At 67.4% G+C, this 22,601-nt stretch carries 22 protein-coding genes and 2 tRNA genes; 18 read left to right on the top strand and 6 right to left on the bottom strand.

All coding sequences use genetic code 11. The annotated features are described in order from the left end of the window. Nucleotides 1-225: 225 nt before the first annotated feature. Entirely contained in the window at nucleotides 226-801 is a 576-nt protein-coding gene (locus BSY238_RS10385; RefSeq protein WP_069039076.1) for a TMEM165/GDT1 family protein, read from the bottom strand. Nucleotides 802-911: 110 nt separating this feature from the next. Between BSY238_RS10385 and BSY238_RS10380 the strand changes: the two genes are divergently transcribed. Next, nucleotides 912-1,850, top strand: coding sequence for a demethoxyubiquinone hydroxylase family protein (locus tag BSY238_RS10380; RefSeq protein WP_223300090.1), 939 nt, complete (start codon nucleotides 912-914; stop codon nucleotides 1,848-1,850). A gap of 18 nt (nucleotides 1,851-1,868) precedes the next feature. Here the strand turns inward: BSY238_RS10380 and BSY238_RS10375 are convergent, their stop codons facing one another. Together BSY238_RS10375 and BSY238_RS10370 are read right to left on the bottom strand one after the other, a co-directional pair. Next, entirely contained in the window at nucleotides 1,869-2,963 is a 1,095-nt protein-coding gene (locus BSY238_RS10375; RefSeq protein WP_069039074.1) for a lipocalin-like domain-containing protein, read from the bottom strand. A gap of 40 nt (nucleotides 2,964-3,003) precedes the next feature. Further along, on the bottom strand, nucleotides 3,004-4,245 hold the full coding sequence (locus tag BSY238_RS10370) for a glycosyltransferase (RefSeq protein ID WP_190295007.1): 1,242 nt from the start codon (nucleotides 4,243-4,245) through the stop codon (nucleotides 3,004-3,006). A gap of 128 nt (nucleotides 4,246-4,373) precedes the next feature. Between BSY238_RS10370 and BSY238_RS10365 the strand changes: the two genes are divergently transcribed. The 4 genes from BSY238_RS10365 to BSY238_RS10350 all read left to right on the top strand — a co-directional run bounded on the left by BSY238_RS10365 (nucleotide 4,374) and on the right by BSY238_RS10350 (nucleotide 9,602). Next, nucleotides 4,374-5,450, top strand: a complete 1,077-nt coding sequence (locus BSY238_RS10365; protein ID WP_069039073.1) for a glycosyltransferase — start codon at nucleotides 4,374-4,376, stop codon at nucleotides 5,448-5,450. Between the two features lie 124 nt (nucleotides 5,451-5,574). Further along, complete coding sequence (locus BSY238_RS18760) at nucleotides 5,575-6,612, top strand: PEP-CTERM sorting domain-containing protein (protein WP_069039072.1); 1,038 nt, start codon at nucleotides 5,575-5,577, stop codon at nucleotides 6,610-6,612. Between the two features lie 72 nt (nucleotides 6,613-6,684). After that, nucleotides 6,685-7,881: a glycosyltransferase gene (locus tag BSY238_RS10355; RefSeq protein ID WP_069039071.1), complete on the top strand. Its 1,197-nt coding sequence runs from the start codon at nucleotides 6,685-6,687 to the stop codon at nucleotides 7,879-7,881. Next, nucleotides 7,878-9,602 carry a glycosyltransferase family 2 protein gene (locus tag BSY238_RS10350; protein ID WP_069039070.1) on the top strand — a complete coding sequence of 575 codons (1,725 nt, stop codon included), beginning with the start codon at nucleotides 7,878-7,880 and terminating at the stop codon, nucleotides 9,600-9,602. Before BSY238_RS10355 ends, BSY238_RS10350 begins: the two co-directional genes overlap by 4 nt. Here BSY238_RS10350 and BSY238_RS10345 read toward each other — a convergent pair whose 3' ends face one another. The 3 genes from BSY238_RS10345 to BSY238_RS10335 form a co-directional block, all read right to left on the bottom strand. After that, nucleotides 9,603-10,379, bottom strand: a complete 777-nt coding sequence (locus BSY238_RS10345; protein ID WP_069039069.1) for a ferredoxin--NADP reductase — start codon at nucleotides 10,377-10,379, stop codon at nucleotides 9,603-9,605. Between the two features lie 121 nt (nucleotides 10,380-10,500). Beyond that, a complete protein-coding gene (locus BSY238_RS10340; protein WP_069039068.1) occupies nucleotides 10,501-11,091 on the bottom strand; it encodes a CBS domain-containing protein in 591 nt (196 codons plus the stop codon). Between the two features lie 165 nt (nucleotides 11,092-11,256). Next, nucleotides 11,257-12,336, bottom strand: coding sequence for a glycosyltransferase family 4 protein (locus BSY238_RS10335; RefSeq protein ID WP_069039067.1), 1,080 nt, complete (start codon nucleotides 12,334-12,336; stop codon nucleotides 11,257-11,259). A gap of 70 nt (nucleotides 12,337-12,406) precedes the next feature. On the opposite strand from BSY238_RS10335, the gene ilvD reads away from it, so the two are divergent. From ilvD to BSY238_RS10270, 13 genes are all read left to right on the top strand, one after another. Next, nucleotides 12,407-14,272, top strand: coding sequence for a dihydroxy-acid dehydratase (ilvD, locus tag BSY238_RS10330; protein ID WP_069039066.1), 1,866 nt, complete (start codon nucleotides 12,407-12,409; stop codon nucleotides 14,270-14,272). 75 nt (nucleotides 14,273-14,347) lie between these two features. Next, entirely contained in the window at nucleotides 14,348-15,145 is a 798-nt protein-coding gene (locus tag BSY238_RS10325; RefSeq protein ID WP_069040604.1) for a DMT family transporter, read from the top strand. A gap of 112 nt (nucleotides 15,146-15,257) precedes the next feature. Further along, nucleotides 15,258-15,725 carry a tol-pal system-associated acyl-CoA thioesterase gene (gene ybgC / locus BSY238_RS10320; protein ID WP_069039065.1) on the top strand — a complete coding sequence of 156 codons (468 nt, stop codon included), beginning with the start codon at nucleotides 15,258-15,260 and terminating at the stop codon, nucleotides 15,723-15,725. A 2-nt stretch (nucleotides 15,726-15,727) separates the two neighbouring features. After that, nucleotides 15,728-16,417 carry a protein TolQ gene (gene tolQ, locus BSY238_RS10315; RefSeq protein WP_069039064.1) on the top strand — a complete coding sequence of 230 codons (690 nt, stop codon included), beginning with the start codon at nucleotides 15,728-15,730 and terminating at the stop codon, nucleotides 16,415-16,417. 14 nt (nucleotides 16,418-16,431) lie between these two features. Beyond that, nucleotides 16,432-16,842, top strand: a complete 411-nt coding sequence (locus BSY238_RS10310) for an ExbD/TolR family protein (protein WP_083224143.1) — start codon at nucleotides 16,432-16,434, stop codon at nucleotides 16,840-16,842. Then, nucleotides 16,842-17,672: an energy transducer TonB gene (locus tag BSY238_RS10305; protein ID WP_069039062.1), complete on the top strand. Its 831-nt coding sequence runs from the start codon at nucleotides 16,842-16,844 to the stop codon at nucleotides 17,670-17,672. The genes BSY238_RS10310 and BSY238_RS10305 overlap by 1 nt, the downstream gene beginning before the upstream one ends. Before the next feature lie 34 nt (nucleotides 17,673-17,706). After that, nucleotides 17,707-18,981, top strand: coding sequence for a Tol-Pal system beta propeller repeat protein TolB (gene tolB / locus BSY238_RS10300; protein ID WP_069039061.1), 1,275 nt, complete (start codon nucleotides 17,707-17,709; stop codon nucleotides 18,979-18,981). A gap of 67 nt (nucleotides 18,982-19,048) precedes the next feature. Further along, a complete protein-coding gene (gene pal, locus BSY238_RS10295; RefSeq protein ID WP_069039060.1) occupies nucleotides 19,049-19,612 on the top strand; it encodes a peptidoglycan-associated lipoprotein Pal in 564 nt (187 codons plus the stop codon). Further along, nucleotides 19,612-20,376 (top strand): tol-pal system protein YbgF, encoded by a 765-nt coding sequence (gene ybgF, locus BSY238_RS10290; protein WP_069039059.1) that lies wholly within the window; start codon nucleotides 19,612-19,614, stop codon nucleotides 20,374-20,376. Before pal ends, ybgF begins: the two co-directional genes overlap by 1 nt. Before the next feature lie 23 nt (nucleotides 20,377-20,399). Next, nucleotides 20,400-21,089, top strand: coding sequence for a 7-cyano-7-deazaguanine synthase QueC (gene queC / locus BSY238_RS10285; protein ID WP_069039058.1), 690 nt, complete (start codon nucleotides 20,400-20,402; stop codon nucleotides 21,087-21,089). Between the two features lie 39 nt (nucleotides 21,090-21,128). Next, nucleotides 21,129-22,244, top strand: a complete 1,116-nt coding sequence (locus BSY238_RS10280; protein WP_069039057.1) for a YeeE/YedE family protein — start codon at nucleotides 21,129-21,131, stop codon at nucleotides 22,242-22,244. Between the two features lie 86 nt (nucleotides 22,245-22,330). Next, nucleotides 22,331-22,406: transfer RNA gene (locus tag BSY238_RS10275), tRNA-Lys, on the top strand. 38 nt (nucleotides 22,407-22,444) lie between these two features. Continuing rightward, nucleotides 22,445-22,520: transfer RNA gene (locus BSY238_RS10270), tRNA-Lys, on the top strand. Nucleotides 22,521-22,601: the final 81 nt, after the last annotated feature.

The raw sequence follows: 22,601 nt of genomic DNA, 5'->3' as shown, positions 1-22,601 counted from the left end.
ATCCCTGTCGTGCATGCCGAATGTGTCTTGCCTGCCCTTTTGTCTGGTTTTTCCTGCGCGCGCCGGGGCGATGCCGTCTGCGCCCCGTTGAAGGTTTCCGTGTCCCTTGGCGAACGCTGGAACCCAATATGCCAGCGCCGTCCCGGCGCGAAGCATCTCGTGCAGTCATTATCGGAAAAATGTCACGCTGCCTTGAACCGACTCGTCGGGAGGTGCGTGATGAAACTATCCGAGCAGGCGATCGACGCCAAGCAGGGTCAGCAGACCGAGTGCGGCGAAGATCGCGGCGGCAATGCCGTGCACGAGCTTCATCGGAATCTTCGCGCCGAAGCGGTCGCCGACGAATACCGCCGGCACATCGGCGATCAGCATGCCCAGCGTGGTACCCATCACGACCAGCAGCGGACTGGCGTAGTGCGCTGCCATGGCGATGGTGGCGATCTGCGTCTTGTCGCCCATTTCGGCCAGGAAGAAGGTGACCAGCGTGGCCCCGAACACGCCGAGACGCGCGGCGACCTTCGTTTCCTCGTCTTCGATCCGGTCCGGGATCAGCGTCCAGATGGCCATGCCGATGAAGGACAGGCCGAGCACCCAGCGCAACACCTCCGGGCTCAGCACCGAGGTGATCCAGCCGCCCAGCGCGCCCGCCAGACCGTGGTTGACCAGCGTCGCACACAGGATGCCGGCGATGATGGGCAGGGGTTTCCTGAAGCGTGCGGCCAGAATGAAGGCCAGCAGCTGGGTCTTGTCGCCGATCTCGGCCAGGGCGACCACGCCGGTCGACACGATGAAGGCTTCCATGATGCTTTACGGTTTGGCGGTCCGAGGGCGGGGCGTGAAATTAGCACGAAAGGTGAGCGCAGCCGGGTTGAACAATTGCCGTTCCGCCGCGTCTGAGCGTAGTCGTCGTCGTGTCTTTCTTCCCTTCCCTTCCATCGCTCGCCATGACCACGCCCGACATCGATCCCTGCAATGGCCTGACCGTGCTGTACGACGGCGACTGCCCGCTGTGCCGGCGCGAAGTCGGCGTCTATCAGGGCCTGCGCCCGCTGCGGCCGCTGCACTGGGTGGACGTCAGCGACACGCGGGTGCCACTGCCGGCAGCGGGCGACCGGGCGAGCTATCTGGCGCGGTTTCACGTGCGGCGCGACAACGGCGAGGTGCTCAGTGGCGCGCGCGCCTTCATCGCGCTGTGGGCGGCCCTGCCCGGCTGGCGCTGGCTGGCCCGGGCGGGTGCGTTGCCGGGCGTGGCCAGTCTGCTCGAAGTCGCCTACCGGGGCTTCCTGCGCGTGCGTCCATCCATGCAGCGCGTCGCGCGCGCACTCGATACGCCGGGCGTGCCGGATGACCTGATCGGCGAACTGCGTTCGGACCACGCCGGCGAAACCGGCGCGGTGTGGATCTACCGCGGCATCCTTGCCGTATCGCGCGACCCGGTGGTGCGCGAATTCGCGCAGCGCCATCTGGCAACGGAGCAGAAGCACCTCGAACTGATTTCGGCGCTGCTGCCGCCATTGCGTCGCAGTGTTCTGCTGCCCGGCTGGCGCGTCGCCGGCTTCACGACCGGCGCACTGCCGGCGCTGTTCGGCGCACGTGCCGTATTTGGCACCATCGGCGCAGTCGAAACCTTCGTCGACCAGCACTACCAGCAGCAGATCGACCGGCTGCCGGAGGATGCGGGCTACCCGGCCCTGCGCGCACTGCTGATCGAGTGCCAGGCCGACGAATGCGCCCACCGCGACGAGGCGCTGAGCCATGACGACCTGCCCGACGGCTGGCTGATGCGCAGCTGGTGCGGTCTGGTGGGCAGCGGGTCTGCGTTCGCAGTGACGATTGCGCGGCGGCTCTGAGCGCCGTCGCTGCCCGCGTCAGAGGCGCAGCGCGCCCGCGTAGCCGGTCAGCTCCAGATAGCCGCGTCCGACCGGCCGCCCCGCCTCCGATGCGCTGACCGCGCCTTCCCAGTAGATGGCGCCGCTGCTGGCGCGACTGTCCAGTTCCTGATCGTCCATCAACGGCTGCAGCGCAAAGCGACGATCGCCGACGCGGATGGTCAACGCAACCGGATAGCGGCCGCCGGTGCGCGGGCTGAGCCAGGTGCGCTGCACGGTGAATTCGATGTCCGACGGTGCGAACTGCCGCTCGCCGCTCGCCGCGCGCAGCGTCGCCGCCGCCCACATCGCGCGGCCCTCGCCATCGCGCATGCGGAACACCATCAAGGCGCCGCCATCATCCAGATTCAGCCCCAGCCAGTCCCAGCCGGTGGCGCCGTCCGGCATCAGCGCGCTGGACCATTCATGGTCCAGCCACGCGCGGCCGCGCACGCGCTGCCGGCGCTGGCCGATGCCCAGCGTGCCGGACACCGCGAGTTGCGGCCAGCTCAGGTAGTGACTGGCGTGCGCTGGATCGGCCGCCTTCTGGCTGAAACCGGCGTCGCCCTGCCAGAGCACCGGCTGTGTCGGCGTGAAATCAAGTGCATAGCCGAAGTCGGGTGCGGTGATGCGCGCCATCAGCCGCTCCGGCGCCGGTTCGCGGCGCAGGCTCCAGTCGTCGATGAACACGTCCAGATCGCTCACAGACGCCTCGGCCAGGCCGAAGCCGGCGCGCGCAATCTTCTGCGCATGCAGCAGGCGGCCGCGCGCGGCGTCCGACACCGCAGCATGCGCAAACAGGATCTGGCCCGGTGCGAAGCGGCTGGTACTGGCGTCGTGTGCGGGCTGGCGCACGCGGAAGAAGGTGAGCTGGAAGCCGACCGGCGCAGCACCATCGCGCTCCAGCCAGCCGGTGATGTACCACCACTCGATGCGGTGGCGCGGATGCGATCCATGATCCCGCGGCAGCATGAGGGGTGCGCCGCGCACGACCGGGTCGAACTCCGGACCGTGCGCCAGCGCCGGCAGGGCGGCGAGCAGCGGCAGCTTGAGCAGCAGGCGGCGCAGCAGAAGGTCTGCGTGAGGGGGCGTCATGCGCCTTGGACGCCGGCCGCGGCAGGGGTTCCGCTGCGGGTCACGAGGTGCCGAGCGCGAGACGCTGCGCCAGCGCGTCGACGACCTGTACCCCGGTATGGTCCGGTCGCACGCCGGCATGACGCCCGGCCAGCGCGAGCGCGGCCTCGGAGAATGCGGTGTCGTCGATCAGCCGGCGCAGCAGCGCCGGGTAGTCGGTGCCGCGGCTGCCCGGCTCGACCATCAGCCCGATGCCGGCTTCGACCACGCGGCGGCCCACCATGTACTGCTCCATGTGATTGGGCAGCACGAGTTGCACGCAGCCGGCCAGCGCGGCGGCGCTGACGGTGCCGACACTGGCGTGCGACAGCACGATGCGCGCCTGCGCAGTGGCCAGGTCCATGCGCACCGGCGCCGCTTCGAAACGGATGTTGGGCGCACCCAGTTCGCGCGCCGTGGCGGCGGAGAGCCCCTTCGCATGCACCACACTGCGCAGCCCGGGCTGGCGCAGGGCTGCCATCAACGGCGCGAAGTCGGCGTGCTCGGGCGACAGATAGGCGAACACGGGGATGCCTTCGCGATCATCCTTACCTTCATCCTTGGGCCACTGCGGCTGCGCGCCGGCGTCGTCGACGAAACTCGGGCCGACACGCACCACGCTGTCCGGATAGACCGGGTAATGCGCCAGCTCCGGCAGCGAAGCAACAATGCAAAGGATGTCGGCAAACAAGGCGGTGAGTCTGGGCAGACCGGGCTGACCCAGCGCCGCGAGCGCGGCATTGACCGCCCGCAGCACGGTGGCGTCGCTGGCCGCGCAGACTGCGGTGTCGGCCGCGTCCCAGTAATGCAGCGCCGGAAACACGTCGCCGAAGGCCGGCACTTCGAAACCGTTGCCGACCGCAGCGACTGGAAAGCGGCACGCGCGCGCCGCCAGCATCGCGGTCGGCGCGTGGTCGCACACCAGCAGATCAGGGCTGCACAGATCGAACAGCGTGCGCCAGCCGGACAGCAACCCGGCCAGTCCTGCCGGGTCGAGCCAGCCGGCCGACGCCAGCACCGCTGAAAAATTGACCAGACCGGGCGATTTGGCCATGCGCGGCAACCAGATCGGCGATTGCACCACCGAAAACCCTTCGCTGACCACGCGTCCGTGCGCGCGCGAAAGATCCTTCAGCGCAAACGTCACCTCATGACCGCGCCGGCGCAGTTCGCGCGCAGTCAGCAGCATGCGGTCGAGATGGCCCATGTTGGCGCCGAGCTCCCAGGCAAGCAGCACGCGGCTCACCGCGGTACGCCTGTGCAAGAATCGCGCGTCCATTCCGACCGAGCGCAGGGGTTTTCCATGGTGTCCGACCCATCCGGCAATGACATGATGCAGGCGCAGAGCATACGGGCGCCGCACGCGCCCTGTCACGCGCCGGGCAGTCGGCCATGACGGCGCGCCGGGTCGTCCTGTTCGTCACCCATGACCCGTTCTGGCGTCTGGGCGGCGGCGAGCGCACGCGCAATCTGGCGCTGGCCTGGATGCTCGGCCAGCTGTTCGACCTGCACCTGTTCTGCCTCGCGCCGGTCGGCGATGCGGACCACAAGCGGCTCGCCGCGCTGCGTGTGTCGGCCACGCTGCATGCCTGCGCCGATGCGGAACCGGCGGCCGCCTGCAGCCGACTGGCCGAAATCGTCGGCGCAATCGGCGCGCATGCCTGCATCCTTGCGCGCCTGCGGCTGGATTTTCTGGTCGATGCGCTGCCACCCGGCGTGCTGCGCATCCTGGACACGCATGATCTGGTCAGCGACAACGTGGCGTCGCGCGCGCGCGCCGGCCTTGCGCCCTGGGGTGGAATCGATCTGTCGTTCGACGAGGAAATGCAGCGGCTGGCCCGCTACGATCACGTTCTGCTGATCCAGCAGGATGATGCGCGGCGCGTGGCGGCCGCCATCGGGTCACGCGCGCTGTGCGTGCCGCACCCGGTGATGTTCGCCCGCCAGCCGGTGCGCGCACAGGGGCGCGTGCTGGGCTTTGTCGCCAGTGGCTGGCGCGGCAATGTCGATGCACTGGACTGGTTCGCCCATGAGGTGTGGCCGGCGCTGGAAGGCGTGACGGCCGAACTGCATGTATGGGGGTCGGTGTGCCAGATGTGGACACCGCCCACCGGGGTGGCCGCCATCGCGCACGGCTTCGTCGCGGACTACACCGCCATCTGGGGCCGCATCGACGTTGCCATCAATCCGGTGCGCTGGGGTTCGGGCCTGAAGATCAAGAACGTCGAGGCGCTCGGTCATGGCGTACCGCTGGTCACGACCATAGAAGGCGCACGCGGACTGGATGACGAGACCGGCCGCTGCTTCCGTGTTGCCGATGATCCGGAGGGCTTTGCGCGGCACTGTCGCGAACTGCTGGCCGACGCGACATTGCGCGACCAGATCGGCGCGCGCGCGCATGACTACGCAGCACTTCACTTTTCGCCGCAAACGTGTTTTGCGCCATTGATTCGTGCGCTTTTAATTTAGATTCCGTCAGATTTTTTAACACTTCGGTAATAGAGGCTGATCACGTCATTGATTATTTGACGATTTTTTTTGGGCCTCGTTTTTGCTTGAGAGCGTTCACACCTCAACCCAACCGGAGTAGCCCATGGAAGCCAGACTTCCCAACGCAAAAATCATCGCCCTGGCAATCGGTGCAGCCTTCAGCGCTCTGTCGCTTCAGGCACAGGCCAATCCGATCTCGGTCGACGCGCGCTACAGCCTCGGCGGCGGCTCGGAAATCACCGAACCGACGCTGACCGGCAGCAATGTTGACTACTACCTGTGGAAGGATGCCCCGGGCGGCAACTCCGTGTTCTTCCATACCTACGGCTACGAAAGCGGCGGTCAGGCCAATTTCGGCGCTCGTTCCTCCGGCGAAGGCATCTTCACGGCATGGAGCCGCGTCAGCTACAGCACGCTGGTGGATGTCACCGGCACCCAGGCCGTCAACTTCGACTTCCGCGTCGACAATACCGAACTGGCCTTCTACAACGCATTAATCGGCCAGACCGGCAGCACCCGGCTCGAGCTCGTCATCAGCATCGACGGCACCGAGCTGACGCGCGAAGACATTCGCCTTGATCTGGCTTCGACCGGCACCATCACTTGTACCGACGCCGGCACCGGTCAGCTCGACAGCTACATCGAATGCCCGCCCTCGGCACTGGCGAGCATCTCGCAGAACTCGCGTGACTTCTCTGCCGATCTGGGCATCCGCTCAGGTGACTTCACGCTGCAGTACGACATCATCGCCACCGTGTCCGGAAACATGCTGGGCGGCACCGATTGCAGCTCCTACGGCGAATTCGTCGAAGACGGCTACGGCAACGGCGCGATCCAGTTCGGTAACGTCGTCGAACAGCAGCCGCAGTTCGCGGCCGCGACGGTTGATGATGAAGAACCGATCCCGATCCCCAGTTTCGGCTGCAGCCCCGGCCAGGCGATCGCACGCAGTGGCGACCCCACCAACTTCTCGTTCGCCAATCCGGGCCCGCAGCAGCTGGTGATCCCGGCAAACAACGCCGCGCCGTTTGCCATCACGCAGCGCGACGTCGGCAACCCGGTACCCGAGCCCTCCAGCATCGCACTCGCCGGACTGGCGCTGGCCGGACTGGCCGCGGCACGACGACGCAAACCCGGCTGATTTCACGACAGCCTTCACACAACGGCACCTGCGGGTGCCGTTGTTGTTTGGGCAGCCGCTACCATCGCACCCATGGCGCGCATTCTTTTCTGCTGGGAACTGGGCGGGGACTACGGTCACCTGTCGCGGCTGCTGCCGATCGCCCTGGCGCTGCGCGCACGCGGGCATGAACCGGTGTTCGCCGTGCGCGATCTGCTCGGCGCGGAAGCGCTGCTGCATCGGCATCACCTGCGCTGGCTGCAGGCGCCGCTGTGGATCGGCCAGGTCACCGGCCTGCCGCCGCCGATCAGCCATGCCGAACTGCTGATGCGCTTCGGCTTCCTGAACACGCGTGCGCTGACCGGTATCGCGCGGGCCTGGCGGGCGATGATCGACCTCGTGCAACCCGACCTGCTGGTGATGGATCACGCCCCGACGGCGCTGCTCGCCTCCCGCGGGCTGGGCACCCCGCGCGTCAATCTGGGCGACGGCTTCTGCATTCCGCCAGCTGGCCGGCCGGTGCCGCCGTTCCGCTGGTGGCAGCAGGAAAACATGAAGCGGGTCGCCGACTCGGAAGCGCACGTCTGGAAAACCGCGAACGAGGTGCTGTTCGCGCTGGACGCGCCGCCACTGGCGAGCCTGTCTGAACTGACCGCCTGCGACGCCTCGCTGATGCTGGGTTTCGCCGAACTCGATCACTACCCCGATCACCCGGGCGCGCACTGGCTCGGACCACTGTTCAGCCTCGGCCAGGGCACTGACGTCGTCTGGCCGGAGGGCAGCGGCCCGCGTGTGTTCGCCTATCTGAAACCTGGTTATCCGGCGATCGATGCTGCACTGGGCGCGCTGGCAAAGCTGCCGGCGCGTGTGCTGGCCCATGTGCCCGGCGCCTCGGCGCAGACCGTCGCCACGTTTTCGCGCGCATCGATGCGCATCAGCGTCGAACCGCTGGACATGGAAGCGGCCCGGCGCGACTGCGATCTGGCGGTGTGCCATGGCGGCAACGGCACGGTGTCGGCGATGTTGCTGGCCGGCAAGCCGCTGATCGTGCTGCCGTCACAGATGGAACAGGTCATGACTGCCAAACGACTCGAAACCCTCGGTGTCGCCGCCGTGGTGATGCCCGATGCAGCCGCCGCCGTATCGGCACTGTTCCGGAAGGCCCTCGCAAACGCAGCCCTCGGTCAGGCTGCGCGCGCCTTCGCGCAGCGTCACGCCGGATACGATCCGCAGCAGACGATAGCGGCAGTAGCCGATCGCTGCGAAACCCTGCTGGAGCCGCATCGATGAGCACGCCGTCCGGCGCACCGTCCCGCGCACCGTCCTTCTCCATCGTCATCTGCAACTACAACTACGCGCAATTCGTCGGACAGGCGATCGACAGTGCGCTGGCGCAGCGCTACCCCGCCGACAAGGTCGAGGTGGTCGTCGTGGATGACGGGTCGACCGACGATTCGCTCGCCGTGCTGGCGCGCTACCGCGACCATCCGCAGGTGAAGCTGGTGCAGCAGCCCAACCGCGGCCAGACCGCCGCTTTCGACGCCGGCGTGCGGGTGGCCACCGGAGATCTGGTGTGCCTGCTCGATTCCGATGACCTGTGCCTGCCGGACAAGTTGTCCGGCGTGGCGGCCTGGATCGCCGCAAAGGCGATCGACACCGAGCGGCTGTTCCTGTGCCACGACCTCATCCTGCGGGACGAGCGCACCGGCGAATCGGCGCTCGACACCTGGTTCCAGATCGTCGGCATCGACAAGCTCGACGACATCTACGACCTCGACGGCAGGCCGATGTTCTTCCCGTTCTCGGTGCCGACCGGGCTGGTGTTCGGGCGCACGCTGGTCACCGAGTGCCTGGCCGCGATTCCGGCCTGGGCGTTTCCGCGCGGTGCCGACGGAGCGCTGTGCCCGGCGGCGCTGATCCGGAGCGGCTGCGTTCACTACCTGCGCCAGACCCTGGGCATCTATCGCATCCATTCGGCCAACGAATTCGGCAGCCTGCGCAACGGCCGCTATGCGCCGCGCATCGACCTGCGCGACCGCACGCCGCGCCAGCTGCACTTTCTCGACCAGTGGGTGGACATGGCCGATCTGGAACCGGCGCACCACGCCCGGGCCCGCAGCTACTTCCGGCGCTGGGAAAAGCTGCAGCGCATGCCGACCGGCGACCGCGGCGTTGCGGTGCCGCGCATCAGCATCGCGCTGATCGGGCGCGGCGATGCGGCCGCCGTGGCGGCGAGCCTCGCCTCGGCACTCGACCAGCGGCATCCGGCCTGCGAGGTGCTGCTGCCGGCCGGTCTGTCTTGTCCGGAGACGCCCGACGGCGCACAGAACTGCCGCTATGACGAAGGTCCTGCTGGCACCGATGCACTGACGCGCATGATCGCTGCGGCGCGTGCGGCGTCCGGTGAATCCATCGTGTTCCTGCCGGTGGGCGACCGCCTGGACCGCGATTTCGTCGAGCGCCATCTGTTCTATCGGCAGTACGGCGCGCTGGTCGGCGTGACCTGCAGCGACATCCGGCTGATGACGCCCGGCGGCGAACTGGTGCATCAGAACGCGTTCGCGCAAAGCGGCGCCTGGGCGCAGGCGGTGCAGCAGATTCCGCCGTTCGCGACCGGGCTGGCGCAATGGGTCGCGCCGCCGCTGGCGGCCTGCATGTTCCGGCGCGACCTGCTGGTCGAACTGTCCGGCACAACGGACGGTCTGCCGTGGCCGACGGACATGGCTGAAGCGGGAGGATGGTGGCCGGTGCAGCTGGCGCTGCACACGTCGGGCCTGCTGCGCTTTCGGGAAACGCTGTGCAGCGTGCGGCTGGCCAGCGGCACGCAGGCCAGCTACGGCTGGCTGTCGGCGCCGCACACGCCGGACGGTCGGGTGATCGAACCCGCCATCGCCGGCGTCGCGGACTGGCTGCGCCGCTGGCATGCCGGACACCGGGGCGCGCTCGCGGCGCGACTGCCGGACGCCTGGCAGCAACGGTTTGCAGTCTGGCTGGACGGCCAGCGCGGCTGATCAGCGCTCAACGAAAGCGCGTTCGATCACGTAGTCGCCCGGCTCGCCGACACCCGGCGACACGACGAAACCGCGCGCGTCGAGCAGATCAGCGGTGTCCTTGTTCATGCTCGGGCTGCCGCAGATCATCGCGCGGTCGGTGTCCGGGTTCAGCGGCGGCAGACCGAGGTCGTCGGTCATCTTGTTGCTGACGATGAGGTCGGTCAGCCGGCCGCGATTGCGGTAGGGCTCGCGCGTGACGCTCGGGTAGTACAGCAGCTTGTCGCGCACATATTCGCCGAGGAATTCGTCGTTCGGCAGTTCGCGCTCGATGTAGTCCTGATAGGCCAGCTCGTTCACATGGCGCACGCCATGGAACAGGATCACCTTGTCGAAGCGCTCATAGGCTTCCGGATCGCGGATCAGGCTCAGGAAGGGTGCCAGCCCGGTGCCGGTGCCGAACAGGTACAGATGTCTGCCCGGCTTGAGATCGTCGAGCACCAGCGTGCCGGTCGGCTTGCGCCCGACCAGGATTTCATCGCCTTCCTTCAGATGCTGCAGGCGCGAGGTCAACGGACCGTCCGGCACCTTGATGCTGAAGAACTCCAGATGCTCCTCGTAATTGGCGCTGGCGATGCTGTAGGCGCGCAGCAGCGGCTTGCCGCCGGTTTCCAGTCCGATCATGACGAAGTGACCGTTGCGGAAACGCAGACTCGGGTCACGTGTGGTCTTGAAGCTGAACAGCGTGTCGTTCCAGTGATGCACGCTGAGCACTTTTTCGGGGGCTACGGTGGCCATGGCAAGAATCAGGTTCGTTGGACAGTCTGCTTTATAGCGGGCGCGTTACCCATAACTCAAGAGGCGAACAACCAATGATTCGATAACCAAAGGTTATTCGCCTCGATGATGCAGCCTCGCGTCAGCCGCGCAGTGCGGTTGCGATCTCTGCGAAGGTCGCGGCGACTTCGACGGAATTCAACGGCGCGCCGAGCTGGCGCTCGACCTGCGCCGCGGAAAAGATGCCGCGGATGCGCGGCGGTGCGCCGCGCGTCGCCGCCTCGACCGCCAGCAGGTAGGCGTGGCCGTAGTGCTGCAGCGCCGCCACGACGCTGCCCACGGTGGCGCGCCCGAGCGCCTCGAAATCCACCGCATCGATGTCGCCCAGCGCCTGCATCACCTGCTTCACCGTCAGTTCGGCGCGAGTCAGACCCTGCGCCTGTATCAAGCGGATCGGCTTGCTGCCCTGCAGGTCGGACAGCGTGACGATGCCATCCACGCAGGGCATGTCGCTGATGACGAACAGCATGCGCACGCCGCTTTCGCGCATGCGCTGCTCGGCCGCGTCGAGCGAGGCCTGCGGGCCGATGCAGGCGGCGCGCACATTCACCAGATCGGTCATGACGGCAGTCGCGGGGCTGTCCAGCGACACGCGGGCCGCCTCCGGCGGCGTGGCCTGGGCGATGCAGGTGCCTTCGGCGAAACGGTAGGTCGACAATGCGGGATGTGACATGGCGAATCTCCTTTTCTGGTCAGGCGGTCGGTTCGGTATGTGACTGACGCGAGAGGCGTTGCGCAACGCGCAGGTCGCGCTGAACGTGTCGCGTACGTACTCCTGACTGTAGACCGCAGACCGGGTTCCGGCTCTGCCGGCCGCCGGACGCCCGCCGTCAGAGATTCATGAATTTCCCGACAGCCAGCTGAAGAACGGCCCGAAACACACGGCTGCGGACAGGTTCGCACCGGCCCAGCGGCGCGCCGCGACCGACACCGCGCGGCGTGCATCCGCGTCGTCGAGCAGCCGCAGGCAGGCGCCGGCAAAGGCGGCGGGATCGTCGGCCAGCAGGAAGGCCTCGCCGGCAAGATGTTCAACGCCGCGCGCGCCTTCGCGCGTGGTGACCAGCGGCAGGCCGGATGCCAGCGCCTCGACCGTCTTGATCTTCAGGCCGGAGCCCCAGCGCACCGGATTGATCGCCACATCGACGCCGGCCCACAGCGCATCGGGCGCCGGCACGACACCGCGTGCGCGCACCCCCGCGGGCAGGGGCTGCGGCAGCAACGCCGACAGCGGACCGGCCAGCTGCAGCTCGACCCGGTGTGCAGCCAGTTGCGGCCACACCTGCCCGAAGAACCACTGCAGACCGTGCCGATTGGCGGGCGAATGACTGGCCGCACAGCCGAGCACGCGCGAGCCCGGGCGCACCGGCTGCGCCGGCAGCTCGACCGGATGCGGCACGCACAGCGCCCGTTCGCCGAGTACGGCGGCGACCCGCGCATGATCGTCGGGCTGGATCAGCAGCACTCTGTCATAGCGGCGCAGGAAGGCGATCTCGCGCTCGAATTCGAGCGGCTCCTCGACCGCCACGCCGGCCTGCCCGCGCGACGCGGCGTTGTCGCTGACCAGATCGTGGGTGTCGATCACCAGCCTGGTGCCGGGCGGCACCGCCTGGCGCAGGAAATCCAGTTGCAGGCGCGACAGCAGCACGACGTCGGGCCGGGTCTGCCGGCACAGCTGTCGGACGGCCGCCAGCAACGCTTCACGCGCGGGCTTTGCATGACCGCCGACCGCCAGCCGGTAGCGGTGCTGACTGGCCGCCACGGCGGCCGCGGCGTCGGAATCGGCAGCTTCGAGGAAGAACACCGTCAGCTCGCACACGCCGGCCAGCGCCTCGACCAGCGTGCGCGTGCGGGTGGCCTCGCCGTTGCCGGCGTGCCAGTAGCGGCTGCGGGTGACGAACAGCACGCGCGGTCGGGTCATCAACAAGCGGGCCGGCAGGCCGAGGGACGGATAGAATCCCGCTTTTACCCGATTTCCAGCAGGAGCCGCCATGCCCGCCTACCGCTCACGTACCTCCACCCACGGCCGCAACATGGCCGGCGCCCGCGCGCTGTGGCGCGCCACCGGCATGAAGGACGGCGATTTCGGCAAGCCCATCATCGCCATTTCGAACAGCTTCACGCAATTCGTGCCGGGTCACGTGCACCTGAAGGATCTCGGCCAGATGGTCGCGCGCGAGATCGAAAGGGCCGGCGGCGTGGCGAAGGAATTCAACACCATCGCGGTCGACGACGGCATCGCGATGGGCCACGGCGGCATGCTGTATTCGCTGCCCAGCCGCGAACTGATCGCCGACAGCGTCGAATACATGGCGAACGCGCACTGCGCCGACGCGCTGGTGTGCATTTCGAACTGCGACAAGATCACCCCGGGCATGCTGATGGCCGCGCTCCGGCTCAACATCCCGACCGTGTTCGTGTCCGGCGGGCCGATGGAAGCGGGCAAGGTCGTGCTGCCCAGCCCCGGCGGCATGAAGATCATTGCGGTCGATCTGGTCGATGCCATGGTCAAGGGGGCCGACACCAACTGTTCCGACGAAGAGTCCGACGCCTACGAGCGCAGCGCCTGTCCGACCTGCGGCTCGTGCTCCGGCATGTTCACCGCCAATTCGATGAACTGCCTGACCGAGGCGCTCGGCCTGTCGCTGCCGGGCAATGGCTCGACGCTGGCCACGCACGCCGACCGCAAGGCGCTGTTCCTGCGCGCCGGCCAGTTGGCGGTCGAGCTGTGCCGCAAGTACTACGAGCAAGACGACGAATCGGTGCTGCCGCGCTCGATAGCCAGCTTCAAGGCATTCGAGAATGCGATGACGCTCGACGTGTCGATGGGAGGCTCGACCAATACCGTGCTGCACCTCTTGGCCGCGGCACACGAAGCCGGCGTCGATTTCACGATGGCCGACATCGACCGCATTTCGCGCGGCGTGCCTTGCCTGTCGAAGGTCGCGCCGGCCAAGTCCGACGTGCATATGGAAGACGTGCACCGCGCCGGCGGCATCATGGCCATCCTCGGCGAGCTGGACCGCGCAGGGCTGATCCACCGCGACCTGCCGACGGTGCACAGCGCCACATTGGGCGAAGCACTCGACAAGTACGACATCGTGCGCACCGAAGACGAAGCGGTGCGCACCTTCTACCGCGCGGCACCCGGCGGCATCCCGACCCAGGTCGCGTTCTCGCAGGACCGTCGCTACCCGACGCTCGACCTCGACCGCGAGAACGGCGTCATCCGCAACAAGGCGCACGCCTTCAGCCAGGACGGCGGTCTCGCCGTGCTGTACGGCAACATCGCCGAGCGCGGCTGCATCGTGAAGACGGCCGGCGTCGATGATTCGATCCTGAAGTTCTCTGGCACGGCCCGGGTGTATGAAAGCCAGGACGACGCGGTGACCGGCATCCTCGGTGACGAGGTCAAACCGGGCGAAGTGGTCGTGATCCGCTATGAAGGACCGAAGGGCGGCCCCGGCATGCAGGAGATGCTCTACCCGACGACCTATCTGAAGTCCAAGGATCTGGGCAAGGCGTGCGCGCTGCTGACCGACGGCCGCTTCTCGGGTGGCACCTCCGGCCTGTCGATCGGCCACGCATCGCCGGAAGCGGCGCAGGGCGGCCTGATTGCGCTGGTCAAGGACGGTGATGTGATCGAGATCGACATCCCGAACCGCACCATCCATCTGGTCATCGCGGACGACGAACTGGCGCATCGCCGGGCGGCGGAAGAAGCGCGCGGCGCCGACGCGTGGACGCCAAGGAACCGTGACCGTGTCGTGTCGCAGGCGCTGCAGGCCTATGCGCTGATGACCACCAGCGCCGATACCGGCGCCGTGCGCGATCTGAACCAGCTGCGCCGTCCGTAAGGCCGCGTTGCCGTCGCACCGGTCTTGACCGCGCCGCATTCCGCCGGCCGCATCGCCGCGCTGACCGCGCTTGCGATGCTGGCCTTTGCCGCCAATTCGGTGCTGAACCGGCTGGCGTTGGCCGATACCGCCATCGACGCCGCCAGCTTCACGCTGATCCGCCTGGCCGCGGGTGCGCTGGTGCTGTGGGCGCTGGTTCAACGCCAGGCCGGCGGCCGGCTGGCCGGCGACTGGCCGGGTGCGAGTGCGCTGTTCGTCTATGCCGCTGCTTTCTCGTTCGCCTATCGTGCGCTGTCGACCGGCACTGGTGCGCTGCTGCTGTTCGGCACCGTGCAGGTGAGCATGATTGCCGTCGGACTGTTCAAGGGCGAGCGCTTCCGGCCGCTGCAGATCGCCGGCTTTGTCGCCGCGCTGGGCGGGCTGGGTGTGTTGCTGGCACCCGGCGTCAGCGCGCCGCCGGTCGATGCGGCGCTGCTGATGGTGCTGGCCGGACTGGCCTGGGGCGTGTATTCGCTGCGCGGGCGCCACGCAAGCGGCACGCCGCTGGCCGTGACCGCCGGAAACTTCGTGCGCGCCGTACCGCTGGCGATCGGCCTGTCGATGGTGTCGGCCGCCGACGCGCAGATCGATCTTTCCGGCGCAGCGTATGCGGTGCTGTCCGGCGCGCTGGCATCGGGCGTCGGCTACGCCATCTGGTACAGCGCGCTGCGCGGGCTGACGGCGACGCAGGCGGCCACGGTACAGCTGAGCGTGCCGGTGATCGCCGCGCTCGGTGGCGCGCTGCTGCTGGCCGAACCGCTGACTGCACGGCTGGCGCTGGCGTCGGCCGCCACGCTGGGCGGCATCGCGCTGGTCGTGACCACCCGTCGCTGAACCCCGCCGCTTGCCCGCCTCCGCGCCGCCCATTCGCCTGTTACATCCCCTTGCGAGGCTTTTTGATGCCATGCAGCAAGCCGGGCCGGCCGCTCGGGTAAAATCGCGGCCCATGACTCCATCCGCGCAGCACGATGACGGCCCGCACGGCGACGGTTTTTCGTGGCCGGTTCGCGTTTATTACGAAGACACCGACAGTTATGGCGTCGTCTACTACGCAAACTACTTCCGCTTTCTCGAACGAGCGCGCACCGAATGGCTGCGCGCGCTCGGCTTCGATCAGGTCGACATGACCGCGCAAGGTCACGGCTTCGTCGTGCGCTCGGTCACCGGCGAATACCTGAAGCCGGCGCATTTCAATGACGCACTCGAAGTGCGCAGCACGATCGCCGGCGTCAGCCGGGTCGCGATCGACTTCGCGCAGCGGCTGTACCGCGGCGACACGCTGCTGTTCGACGGTCTGGTGCGGGTGATCTGCATCGATCCGGCGCGCGGCCGTCCGGTGTCGATTCCGCCCGCGCTGCGCGCACGACTCGTGCCGTCCTCCCCGCCTCCTCTTCTGCCACCGCTCACGAACTGACCATGAACCTTTCAGAAGACCTCTCGATCATTTCGCTCATCATGAACGCCAGCCTGCTGGTCAAGCTGGTGATGGCGCTGCTGATCGGCATTTCGTTCATGAGCTGGTACTGGATTTTCCGCAAATCCTTCGCCATCCGCGGCGCACGCAGCCGCACCGACAAGTTCGAGCTGGAGTTCTGGTCCGGCGGCGACCTGAACGCGCTGTTCCAGAGCGCGGCCAACGACCGCCACAACGCGGGCGGCATGGAACGCATCTTCGAAGCCGGCTACCGCGAGTTCACCAAGCTCAGGGGGCGGCAGAACATCGACACCGCCACCGCGGTCGATGGCGCCCGCCGCGCCATGCGCGCGACCTACCAGCGCGAGGTCGACGAACTCGAATCGCACCTCGCCTTTCTCGCCTCGACCGGTTCGGTCAGCCCCTACATCGGCCTGTTCGGCACCGTGTGGGGCATCATGAACGCCTTCCGCGGCCTGTCGAACGTCGGCCAGGCCACGCTGGCCCAGGTCGCGCCGGGCATCGCCGAGGCGCTGGTGGCGACCGCGATCGGCCTGTTCGCGGCGATTCCGGCGGTGGTGGCCTACAACCGCTTCGCACATGACATCGACCGCATTTCCATCCGCTGGGAAAGCTTCATGGAAGAGTTTTCCAACATCCTGCAACGTCAGGGCCCCGGTAAGGCGCAATGAGAAGAGAGCGCCGCCTGATGAACCAGATCAACGTCGTGCCGTATATCGACGTGATGCTGGTGCTGCTCGTCATCTTCATGGTGGCGCCGCAGGCCACGCCCACCGGCAGCATCGAACTGCCCAGCGTCGGTCAGGCGTCGCAGCCCCCGGCGCAGCCGATCGAAGTCATCGTGAAGGCCGACGGCAAGCTGGCACTGCGCGACCGTGACCGCGGCGGCAAGGAAGAAACCGTCACGCGCGACGCGCTGGTGACGCGCATCCGCGACCTGCAGGGCGCCAAACCCGACCGCGCCGTGGTGGTGGCCGGCGACAAGGCGGCGCGCTACGAAGAAATCCTGAAGGTGATGGACACGCTGCAGGGCAACGGCATCACCCGCATCGGTCTGCTGGTGCAGACCGGCCAGACGGCGAAACCGGCCCGCTGATGCGCGAGCACGCACTCAAACGCCCGGAACCCGGCAAATGGCAGTCGGCCGTGCTGGCTGCCGGCATGCATCTGCTGCTCGGGCTGTTCCTGTTCTACAGCGTGCGCTGGCAGACCAGCAAGCCGGCGGCGGTGCAGGTCGAGCTGATCAGCAGCATGCCGACGGTCGAAGCGCCGGTGCGCCCGCTGCCCCCGCCCCCCCCGGTGGTCGAGAAGCGGCCGGAACCGGTGGTCGAACCGCCACCCCCGCCGCCGCCGCCGCCGGCCAAGCCGGACATCGCGTTCAAGGAACCTCCGAAGCCGAAACCGGTTCCCAAGGTTGAGCCAAAGCCCGAACCCAAACCGGAGCCCAAGCCTAAACCCGAACCGAAACCGGTCGAGAAGAAGCCCGAACCCCAGCCGGCGCAACCGGACACGCGGCGTGAAATCGAAGCACAGGACAAAATGCTCAAGGAAGCCATGGCCCGCGAGAGCGCCGAACAGGCCAAGCGCGAAGCGTCGCGCGAGGCCGACCTGATCGCGCAGGCCGCCGCGGAAGGTGCGCGCCGCAGCGCCGCGAGCGCGTGGGGCGACAAGATCAGCGCCAGGATACGCAGCAACATCGTGCTGCCGCCGGGCGCCACCGGCAACCCGGAAGCGCTGGTCGCGATTGCGCTGCTGCCGGACGGTTCGGTGGTGGGCGAACCGCGCATGAAAAGATCAACCGGAAATCCGGCGCTCGATGACGCGATACTGCGTGCCATCGTGAAGTCTTCACCGCTGCCGAAGCCGGACGATCCGTCGGTTTTCGTGCGCAATCTGGATCTGGTGTTCCGGCCGCTCGGACAATAGCCGCCGACCCACCAATTCTCATCGAAAGGATCAGATGTTCAAGATATTCAGACTGATGGCTACCACGCTGCTGCTCGCAGCAACCGCCGCCCACGCGCAGCTCACGGTCGAAATCACCGGCGCCGGTGCCAACCGCATTCCGGTCGCGATCGCCAACTTTGCCGGCGACGGTCTGCTGCCGCAGGCGCTGACCGGCGTCGTGCGCGCCGACCTGGAGCGCAGCGGCCTGTTCAAGCTGGTCGATCCGGGCACCACGCCGGTACCGGAAAACGCCGCCATCGACCTGAACCAGTGGAAGGACCGCGGCGCCGATGCGCTGGCGCTGGCCAGCATCCTGCCAGCGCCGGGCGGCCGCTACGAAGTGCGCATGCGCCTCTACGACATCGCACGCCAGAACAAGCCGGACGGCATGATCTTTCTGTTCGGTGCGGCCACGGTGCGCGAGACCGGCCACCGCATCGCCGACTTCATCCACGAAAAGCTGACCGGCGAACGCGGTGTCTACTCGACCCGCATCGCCTACGTCGTCAAGACCGGCAAGAGCTACGAACTGAAGGTGGATGACGCCGACGGACAGAACCCGCGCACCGCGCTGCGTTCGAGCGAGCCCATCATTTCGCCGGCCTGGTCGCCGGACGGCACGCGCCTGGCCTATGTGTCGTTCCAGGCCAAGAAGCCCATCATCTACGTGCACTCGCTGGCGACCGGCGCGCAGACCGTCGTGGCGAACTTCAAGGGCTCGAATTCGGCGCCCGCGTGGGCGCCCGACGGCAAGCGGCTCGCCGTCGTGCTGACCAAGGACGGCAGTTCGCAGATCTACACCATCAACGCCGACGGCAGCGGGCTGACCCGCGTGGCCGGCTCGACCACCATCGACACCGAGCCGCAGTTCTCGCCCGACGGTCAGTACCTCTATTTCACGTCCGACCGCGGCGGCAGCCCGCAGATCTACCGCGTCGCGGCCACCGGCGGCACCGCCGAGCGCGTCACCTTCGAAGGCAGCTACAACGTGTCGCCCCGGCTGTCGCCGGACGGCAAGATGCTGGCCTACGTGTCGCGCAACGGCGGCCGGTTCCAGGTCACGGTGATGGACCTGGCCAGCCGGCAGATCCAGATCCTGACCGATTCGTCGCGCGACGAATCGCCGTCGTTCGCGCCCAACAGCCGCACCATCCTGTATGCGTCCGAAGTGGGTGGGCGCGGCGTGCTGTCGGCGGTGTCGTCAGACGGCCGCGTGAAGCAGAAACTGTCCGGACAGGCCGGCGGCGATGTCCGCGAACCGGCCTGGGGACCGTTCAATCAACCCTGACGCCGCACAGATCAAACCTTTAACTCACGTCACACTCCCCGTTCCGACCACTAGAAAGGCCCCAGCCATGCAAACGTCCGCCAGCAAGATCGCAATCGCCACCCTGACCCTCGCACTGCTCGCCGGTTGCTCGTCATCCGGTCCGGAGCAGCCCGCCGCCCCGACCGAAAGCAAGACGCCGGTTGCACCCGCTGGCCCGAGCGGCACGCCGGTTGCCCCGCCCGATGTCAGCGGCAAGACCATGACGCCGGAAGAGGCGCTGATGGCGTCGCTGAAGGACCCGAACAGCCCGCTGTCCAAGCGCATCATCTACTTCGACTACGACAGCTACGCCATCAAGGACAGCTACGCCAGCCTGATTTCGGCGCACGCCAAGGTGCTGGTTGCCAATCCGAAGCTGAAGATGCTGATCCAGGGCAATACCGACGAACGCGGTTCGCGCGAGTACAACCTGGCACTCGGCCAGAAGCGTGCCGAAGCCGTCAAGCGCGCGCTGATGCTGCTGGGCGTGCAGGAAGCGCAGATCGAGTCGGTCAGCCTGGGTGAAGAAAAGCCGCGCATGGAAGGCAGCGACGAAGCTGCCTATGCCGAGAACCGCCGCTCGGAAATGCTCTATTCGGGTGAGTTCTGATGCTGGCCCGTCGCGGCATCGCGACGGCGCTGGCCATGTTGTCCATCGGCAGCGCCCCGGCGTGGGCGCTGTTCGATGACGACGTGGCGCGTCAGCGCATCGAAACGCTGAAGCTGGAAACGACGACCCGGCTGGGCAAGCTCGACGCACAGGTGGAGCAGTCGCAGCGCGTGCAGCTCGACCTGACCAACCAGATCGAAGCCCTGCGCGCCGAAATCGCCAAGCTGCGCGGCCAGAACGAGGTGCTGACCTACGAACTGGAAGCCGCCACCAAGCGGCAGAAGGATTTCTACCTCGATCTGGACAACCGCCTGCGTGCGCTTGAAGCCGCGCCCGCCGCTGCTGCGGCGGCGGCACCGGCCGCCGATCCGGCCGCCGAGGCGCGCGACTATGAAGCGGCGCTCAATCTGCTCAAGGGCGGCAAGTTTGCCGACGCGCAGACCGCGTTCGAATCCTTCATCACCAGCTGGCCGCAGAGCAGCTTCCAGCCTGCGGCGCACTACTGGGCCGCCAGTTCGGGTTTCCAGGCCAAGAATTACGCACGTGCCGCCGAGCTGTACCAGACGGTTCATGCACAGTGGCCATCCGACGTGCGCGCACCCGAGGCCCTGCTCGGTCTGGCCAACACGCAGCAGATCCAGGGCGACACCAAGGGCGCAAAGAAGACGCTGGACACCGTGCTGGCCGAATACGGCAGCACGCCGGCGGCCGACGTCGCGCGTCAGCGCCTGAAGCAACTGGCCCCGCCGCCGAAAAAGAAGTAAAGAAGCAAGAAGGGGTACACGCAATGGGCAGTACGGTTTCTTCGCGGCCGGCCGTCGTGCTGCTGTCGGGCGGGCTCGACTCGGCCACCGTGCTGGCGATGGCGCGTGCGCAAGGGCACGACTGTCATTGCCTGTCGGTCGACTACGGCCAGCGCCACCGCGCCGAGCTGGTGGCCGCCGCGCGCGTGGCGAAGGCGCTCGGCGCCGCCAGTCACCGCACGCTGACGCTCGACCTGCGCGCCTTCGGCGGCTCGGCGCTGACCGACAGCGCGATCGAAGTGCCGGTCGACGGCGTGGCGCCCGGCATCCCGGTGACCTATGTGCCGGCACGCAACACCATCATGCTGTCGCTGGCTCTGGCCTGGGCCGAAGTGCTCGGCGCGCAGGACATCCACTGCGGCGTCAATGCGGTCGACTACTCCGGCTACCCCGACTGCCGACCGGAATACATCAAGGCCTTCGAAGCGATGGCCAATCTGGCCACGAAGGCTGCGGTGGAAGGCGCCCGACTGACCGTGCACGCACCGCTGATTGCATTGACCAAGGCGGGTATCATCCGCGCTGGCGCAGATCTGGGTGTCGATTACGGTCTCACCGTGTCGTGCTATCAGGCCGACGACAACGGCCGCGCCTGCGGCGTATGCGATGCGTGCCGTCTGCGCCGTGAAGGCTTCGCGGCGGCCGGCATCGCGGACCCGACGCCATATTTCTAGAGCCCCCGTGGGAGGGGCCGACAACCGGACCCGAACACGATGGACCTCAACATCCACACCGAAACGCTGGCCGCCGTGCTGGGGCTGTCGATCGCGCTCGGCGCGCTGACCTCGCGCACCAATTTCTGCACCATGGGTGCGGTGTCCGACTGGATCAACATCGGCGACCTCGGCCGCATGCGCTCGTGGATGCTCGCCATCGCCACGGCGATGGCCGGCCTGGTCGGCATGGAATCGGCCGGCATCATCGACCTCGCCACCACCTATCCGCCGTACCGCAGCCCGCAGCTCGCCTGGCTGCGCTATCTGGTCGGCGGCCTGCTGTTCGGCGTCGGCATGACGCTGGCCAGCGGCTGCGGCAACAAGACACTGGTGCGCATCGGCGGCGGCAATCTCAAGTCGGTGTTCGTGCTGGCGGTCGGCGCATTGTTCGCCTACCTGATGATCTTCACCGAGTTCTACGCGCTGGCGTTCGGCTGGATGGGCAGCTTCACGCTGTCGCTCGACGCGCGCGGCATCGACTCGCAGGCACTCGGCTCGGTCGTCGCCGGTACGGTCGGTGGCGACGCCGCCACATTGAACCGCGCGCTGGCCTGGCTGATCGCCGGCGCGCTCGCCGTCTGGGCCTTCGCGAATGCCGAGTTCCGGCGTGACCGGGACAACATCGCCGGCGGCATCGGCTTCGGTCTGGCCGTGCTGGCCGGCTGGTGGCTCACCGCTGGCCCGCGCGCCGCCGAATGGAAGGAGTGGGCCGAATTCGCCGACGTACTGCCCAGCCGCGTCGAAGCGCAGTCCTACACCTTCGTCGGCCCGATGGCCGACAGCGCGCGCTACCTGCTTGACCCGACCAACACCGCCCTGCTCAACTTCGGCGTCATGGCGCTGGTCGGCGTCATCGTCGGCGCCTTCCTGTACGCCATCGTGGCCGGAAAATTCCGCATCGAGTGGTTCCGCAGCAGCGCCGATCTGGTGCGCCACGGCATCGGCGGCGCGCTGATGGCCATCGGCGGCGTGCTCGCGTCCGGCTGCAGCGTGGGCCAGGGCATCACCGGCGTATCCACGCTGGCGCTCGGCTCGGCCATCGCGCTGCTGGCCATCATCATCGGCTCGGCGCTGACCATGAAGGCCTCGATGTGGTGGCTGATGCGCGAGTAGCCGGAACCCGCCCGCACGCCGCCGATGCCGGAAAGCCTTGACGCATCAAAACCCGCTTCCTATAATCCGCCCTCTTCGCAAGGCGAGGGTCGGTAGCTCAGTCGGTAGAGCAGCGGACTTTTAATCCGTTGGTCGCGAGTTCGAGTCTCGCCCGACCCACCACACGGTGGGCCGAAAAACAGGTAGTGCGAACCAGTTTCGGGTTGTTAGCTCAGTTGGTAGAGCAGCGGACTCTTAATCCGTAGGTCGAGTGTTCGAGCCACTCACAACCCACCAGTAAAATCAGTAAGTTAGGCCAGTTCTTTGGAACTGGCCTTTTTGTTTTCTGGGCCTGAGTAGCCATGGCGTAGCCCGTTT

It is taken from the genome of Methyloversatilis sp. RAC08, assembly GCF_001713355.1.
Classification (GTDB): Bacteria; Pseudomonadota; Gammaproteobacteria; order Burkholderiales; family Rhodocyclaceae; genus Methyloversatilis.
Note: the sequence above shows the minus strand (reverse complement) of the source record. Positions and strands in the feature narration are given on the sequence as shown.

Bases quoted from the DNA above. Each gene is read 5' to 3' on its own strand.
- BSY238_RS10345 (WP_069039069.1), bottom strand. From the start codon at position 10,379: ATGGCCACCGTAGCCCCCGAAAAAGTGCTCAGCGTGCATCACTGGAAC.
- pal (WP_069039060.1), top strand. From the start codon at position 19,049: ATGCAAACGTCCGCCAGCAAGATCGCAATCGCCACCCTGACCCTCGCA.
- BSY238_RS10350 (WP_069039070.1), top strand. From the start codon at position 7,878: ATGAGCACGCCGTCCGGCGCACCGTCCCGCGCACCGTCCTTCTCCATC.
- BSY238_RS10305 (WP_069039062.1), top strand. From the start codon at position 16,842: ATGCGCGAGCACGCACTCAAACGCCCGGAACCCGGCAAATGGCAGTCG.
- tolQ (WP_069039064.1), top strand. From the start codon at position 15,728: ATGAACCTTTCAGAAGACCTCTCGATCATTTCGCTCATCATGAACGCC.
- BSY238_RS10340 (WP_069039068.1), bottom strand. From the start codon at position 11,091: ATGTCACATCCCGCATTGTCGACCTACCGTTTCGCCGAAGGCACCTGC.
- BSY238_RS10385 (WP_069039076.1), bottom strand. From the start codon at position 801: ATGGAAGCCTTCATCGTGTCGACCGGCGTGGTCGCCCTGGCCGAGATC.
- BSY238_RS10280 (WP_069039057.1), top strand. From the start codon at position 21,129: ATGGACCTCAACATCCACACCGAAACGCTGGCCGCCGTGCTGGGGCTG.
- BSY238_RS10325 (WP_069040604.1), top strand. From the start codon at position 14,348: ATGCTGGCCTTTGCCGCCAATTCGGTGCTGAACCGGCTGGCGTTGGCC.
- queC (WP_069039058.1), top strand. From the start codon at position 20,400: ATGGGCAGTACGGTTTCTTCGCGGCCGGCCGTCGTGCTGCTGTCGGGC.
- ybgC (WP_069039065.1), top strand. From the start codon at position 15,258: ATGACTCCATCCGCGCAGCACGATGACGGCCCGCACGGCGACGGTTTT.
- BSY238_RS18760 (WP_069039072.1), top strand. From the start codon at position 5,575: ATGGAAGCCAGACTTCCCAACGCAAAAATCATCGCCCTGGCAATCGGT.
- BSY238_RS10375 (WP_069039074.1), bottom strand. From the start codon at position 2,963: ATGACGCCCCCTCACGCAGACCTTCTGCTGCGCCGCCTGCTGCTCAAG.
- tolB (WP_069039061.1), top strand. From the start codon at position 17,707: ATGTTCAAGATATTCAGACTGATGGCTACCACGCTGCTGCTCGCAGCA.
- BSY238_RS10335 (WP_069039067.1), bottom strand. From the start codon at position 12,336: ATGACCCGACCGCGCGTGCTGTTCGTCACCCGCAGCCGCTACTGGCAC.
- BSY238_RS10365 (WP_069039073.1), top strand. From the start codon at position 4,374: ATGACGGCGCGCCGGGTCGTCCTGTTCGTCACCCATGACCCGTTCTGG.
- ybgF (WP_069039059.1), top strand. From the start codon at position 19,612: ATGCTGGCCCGTCGCGGCATCGCGACGGCGCTGGCCATGTTGTCCATC.
- BSY238_RS10355 (WP_069039071.1), top strand. From the start codon at position 6,685: ATGGCGCGCATTCTTTTCTGCTGGGAACTGGGCGGGGACTACGGTCAC.
- ilvD (WP_069039066.1), top strand. From the start codon at position 12,407: ATGCCCGCCTACCGCTCACGTACCTCCACCCACGGCCGCAACATGGCC.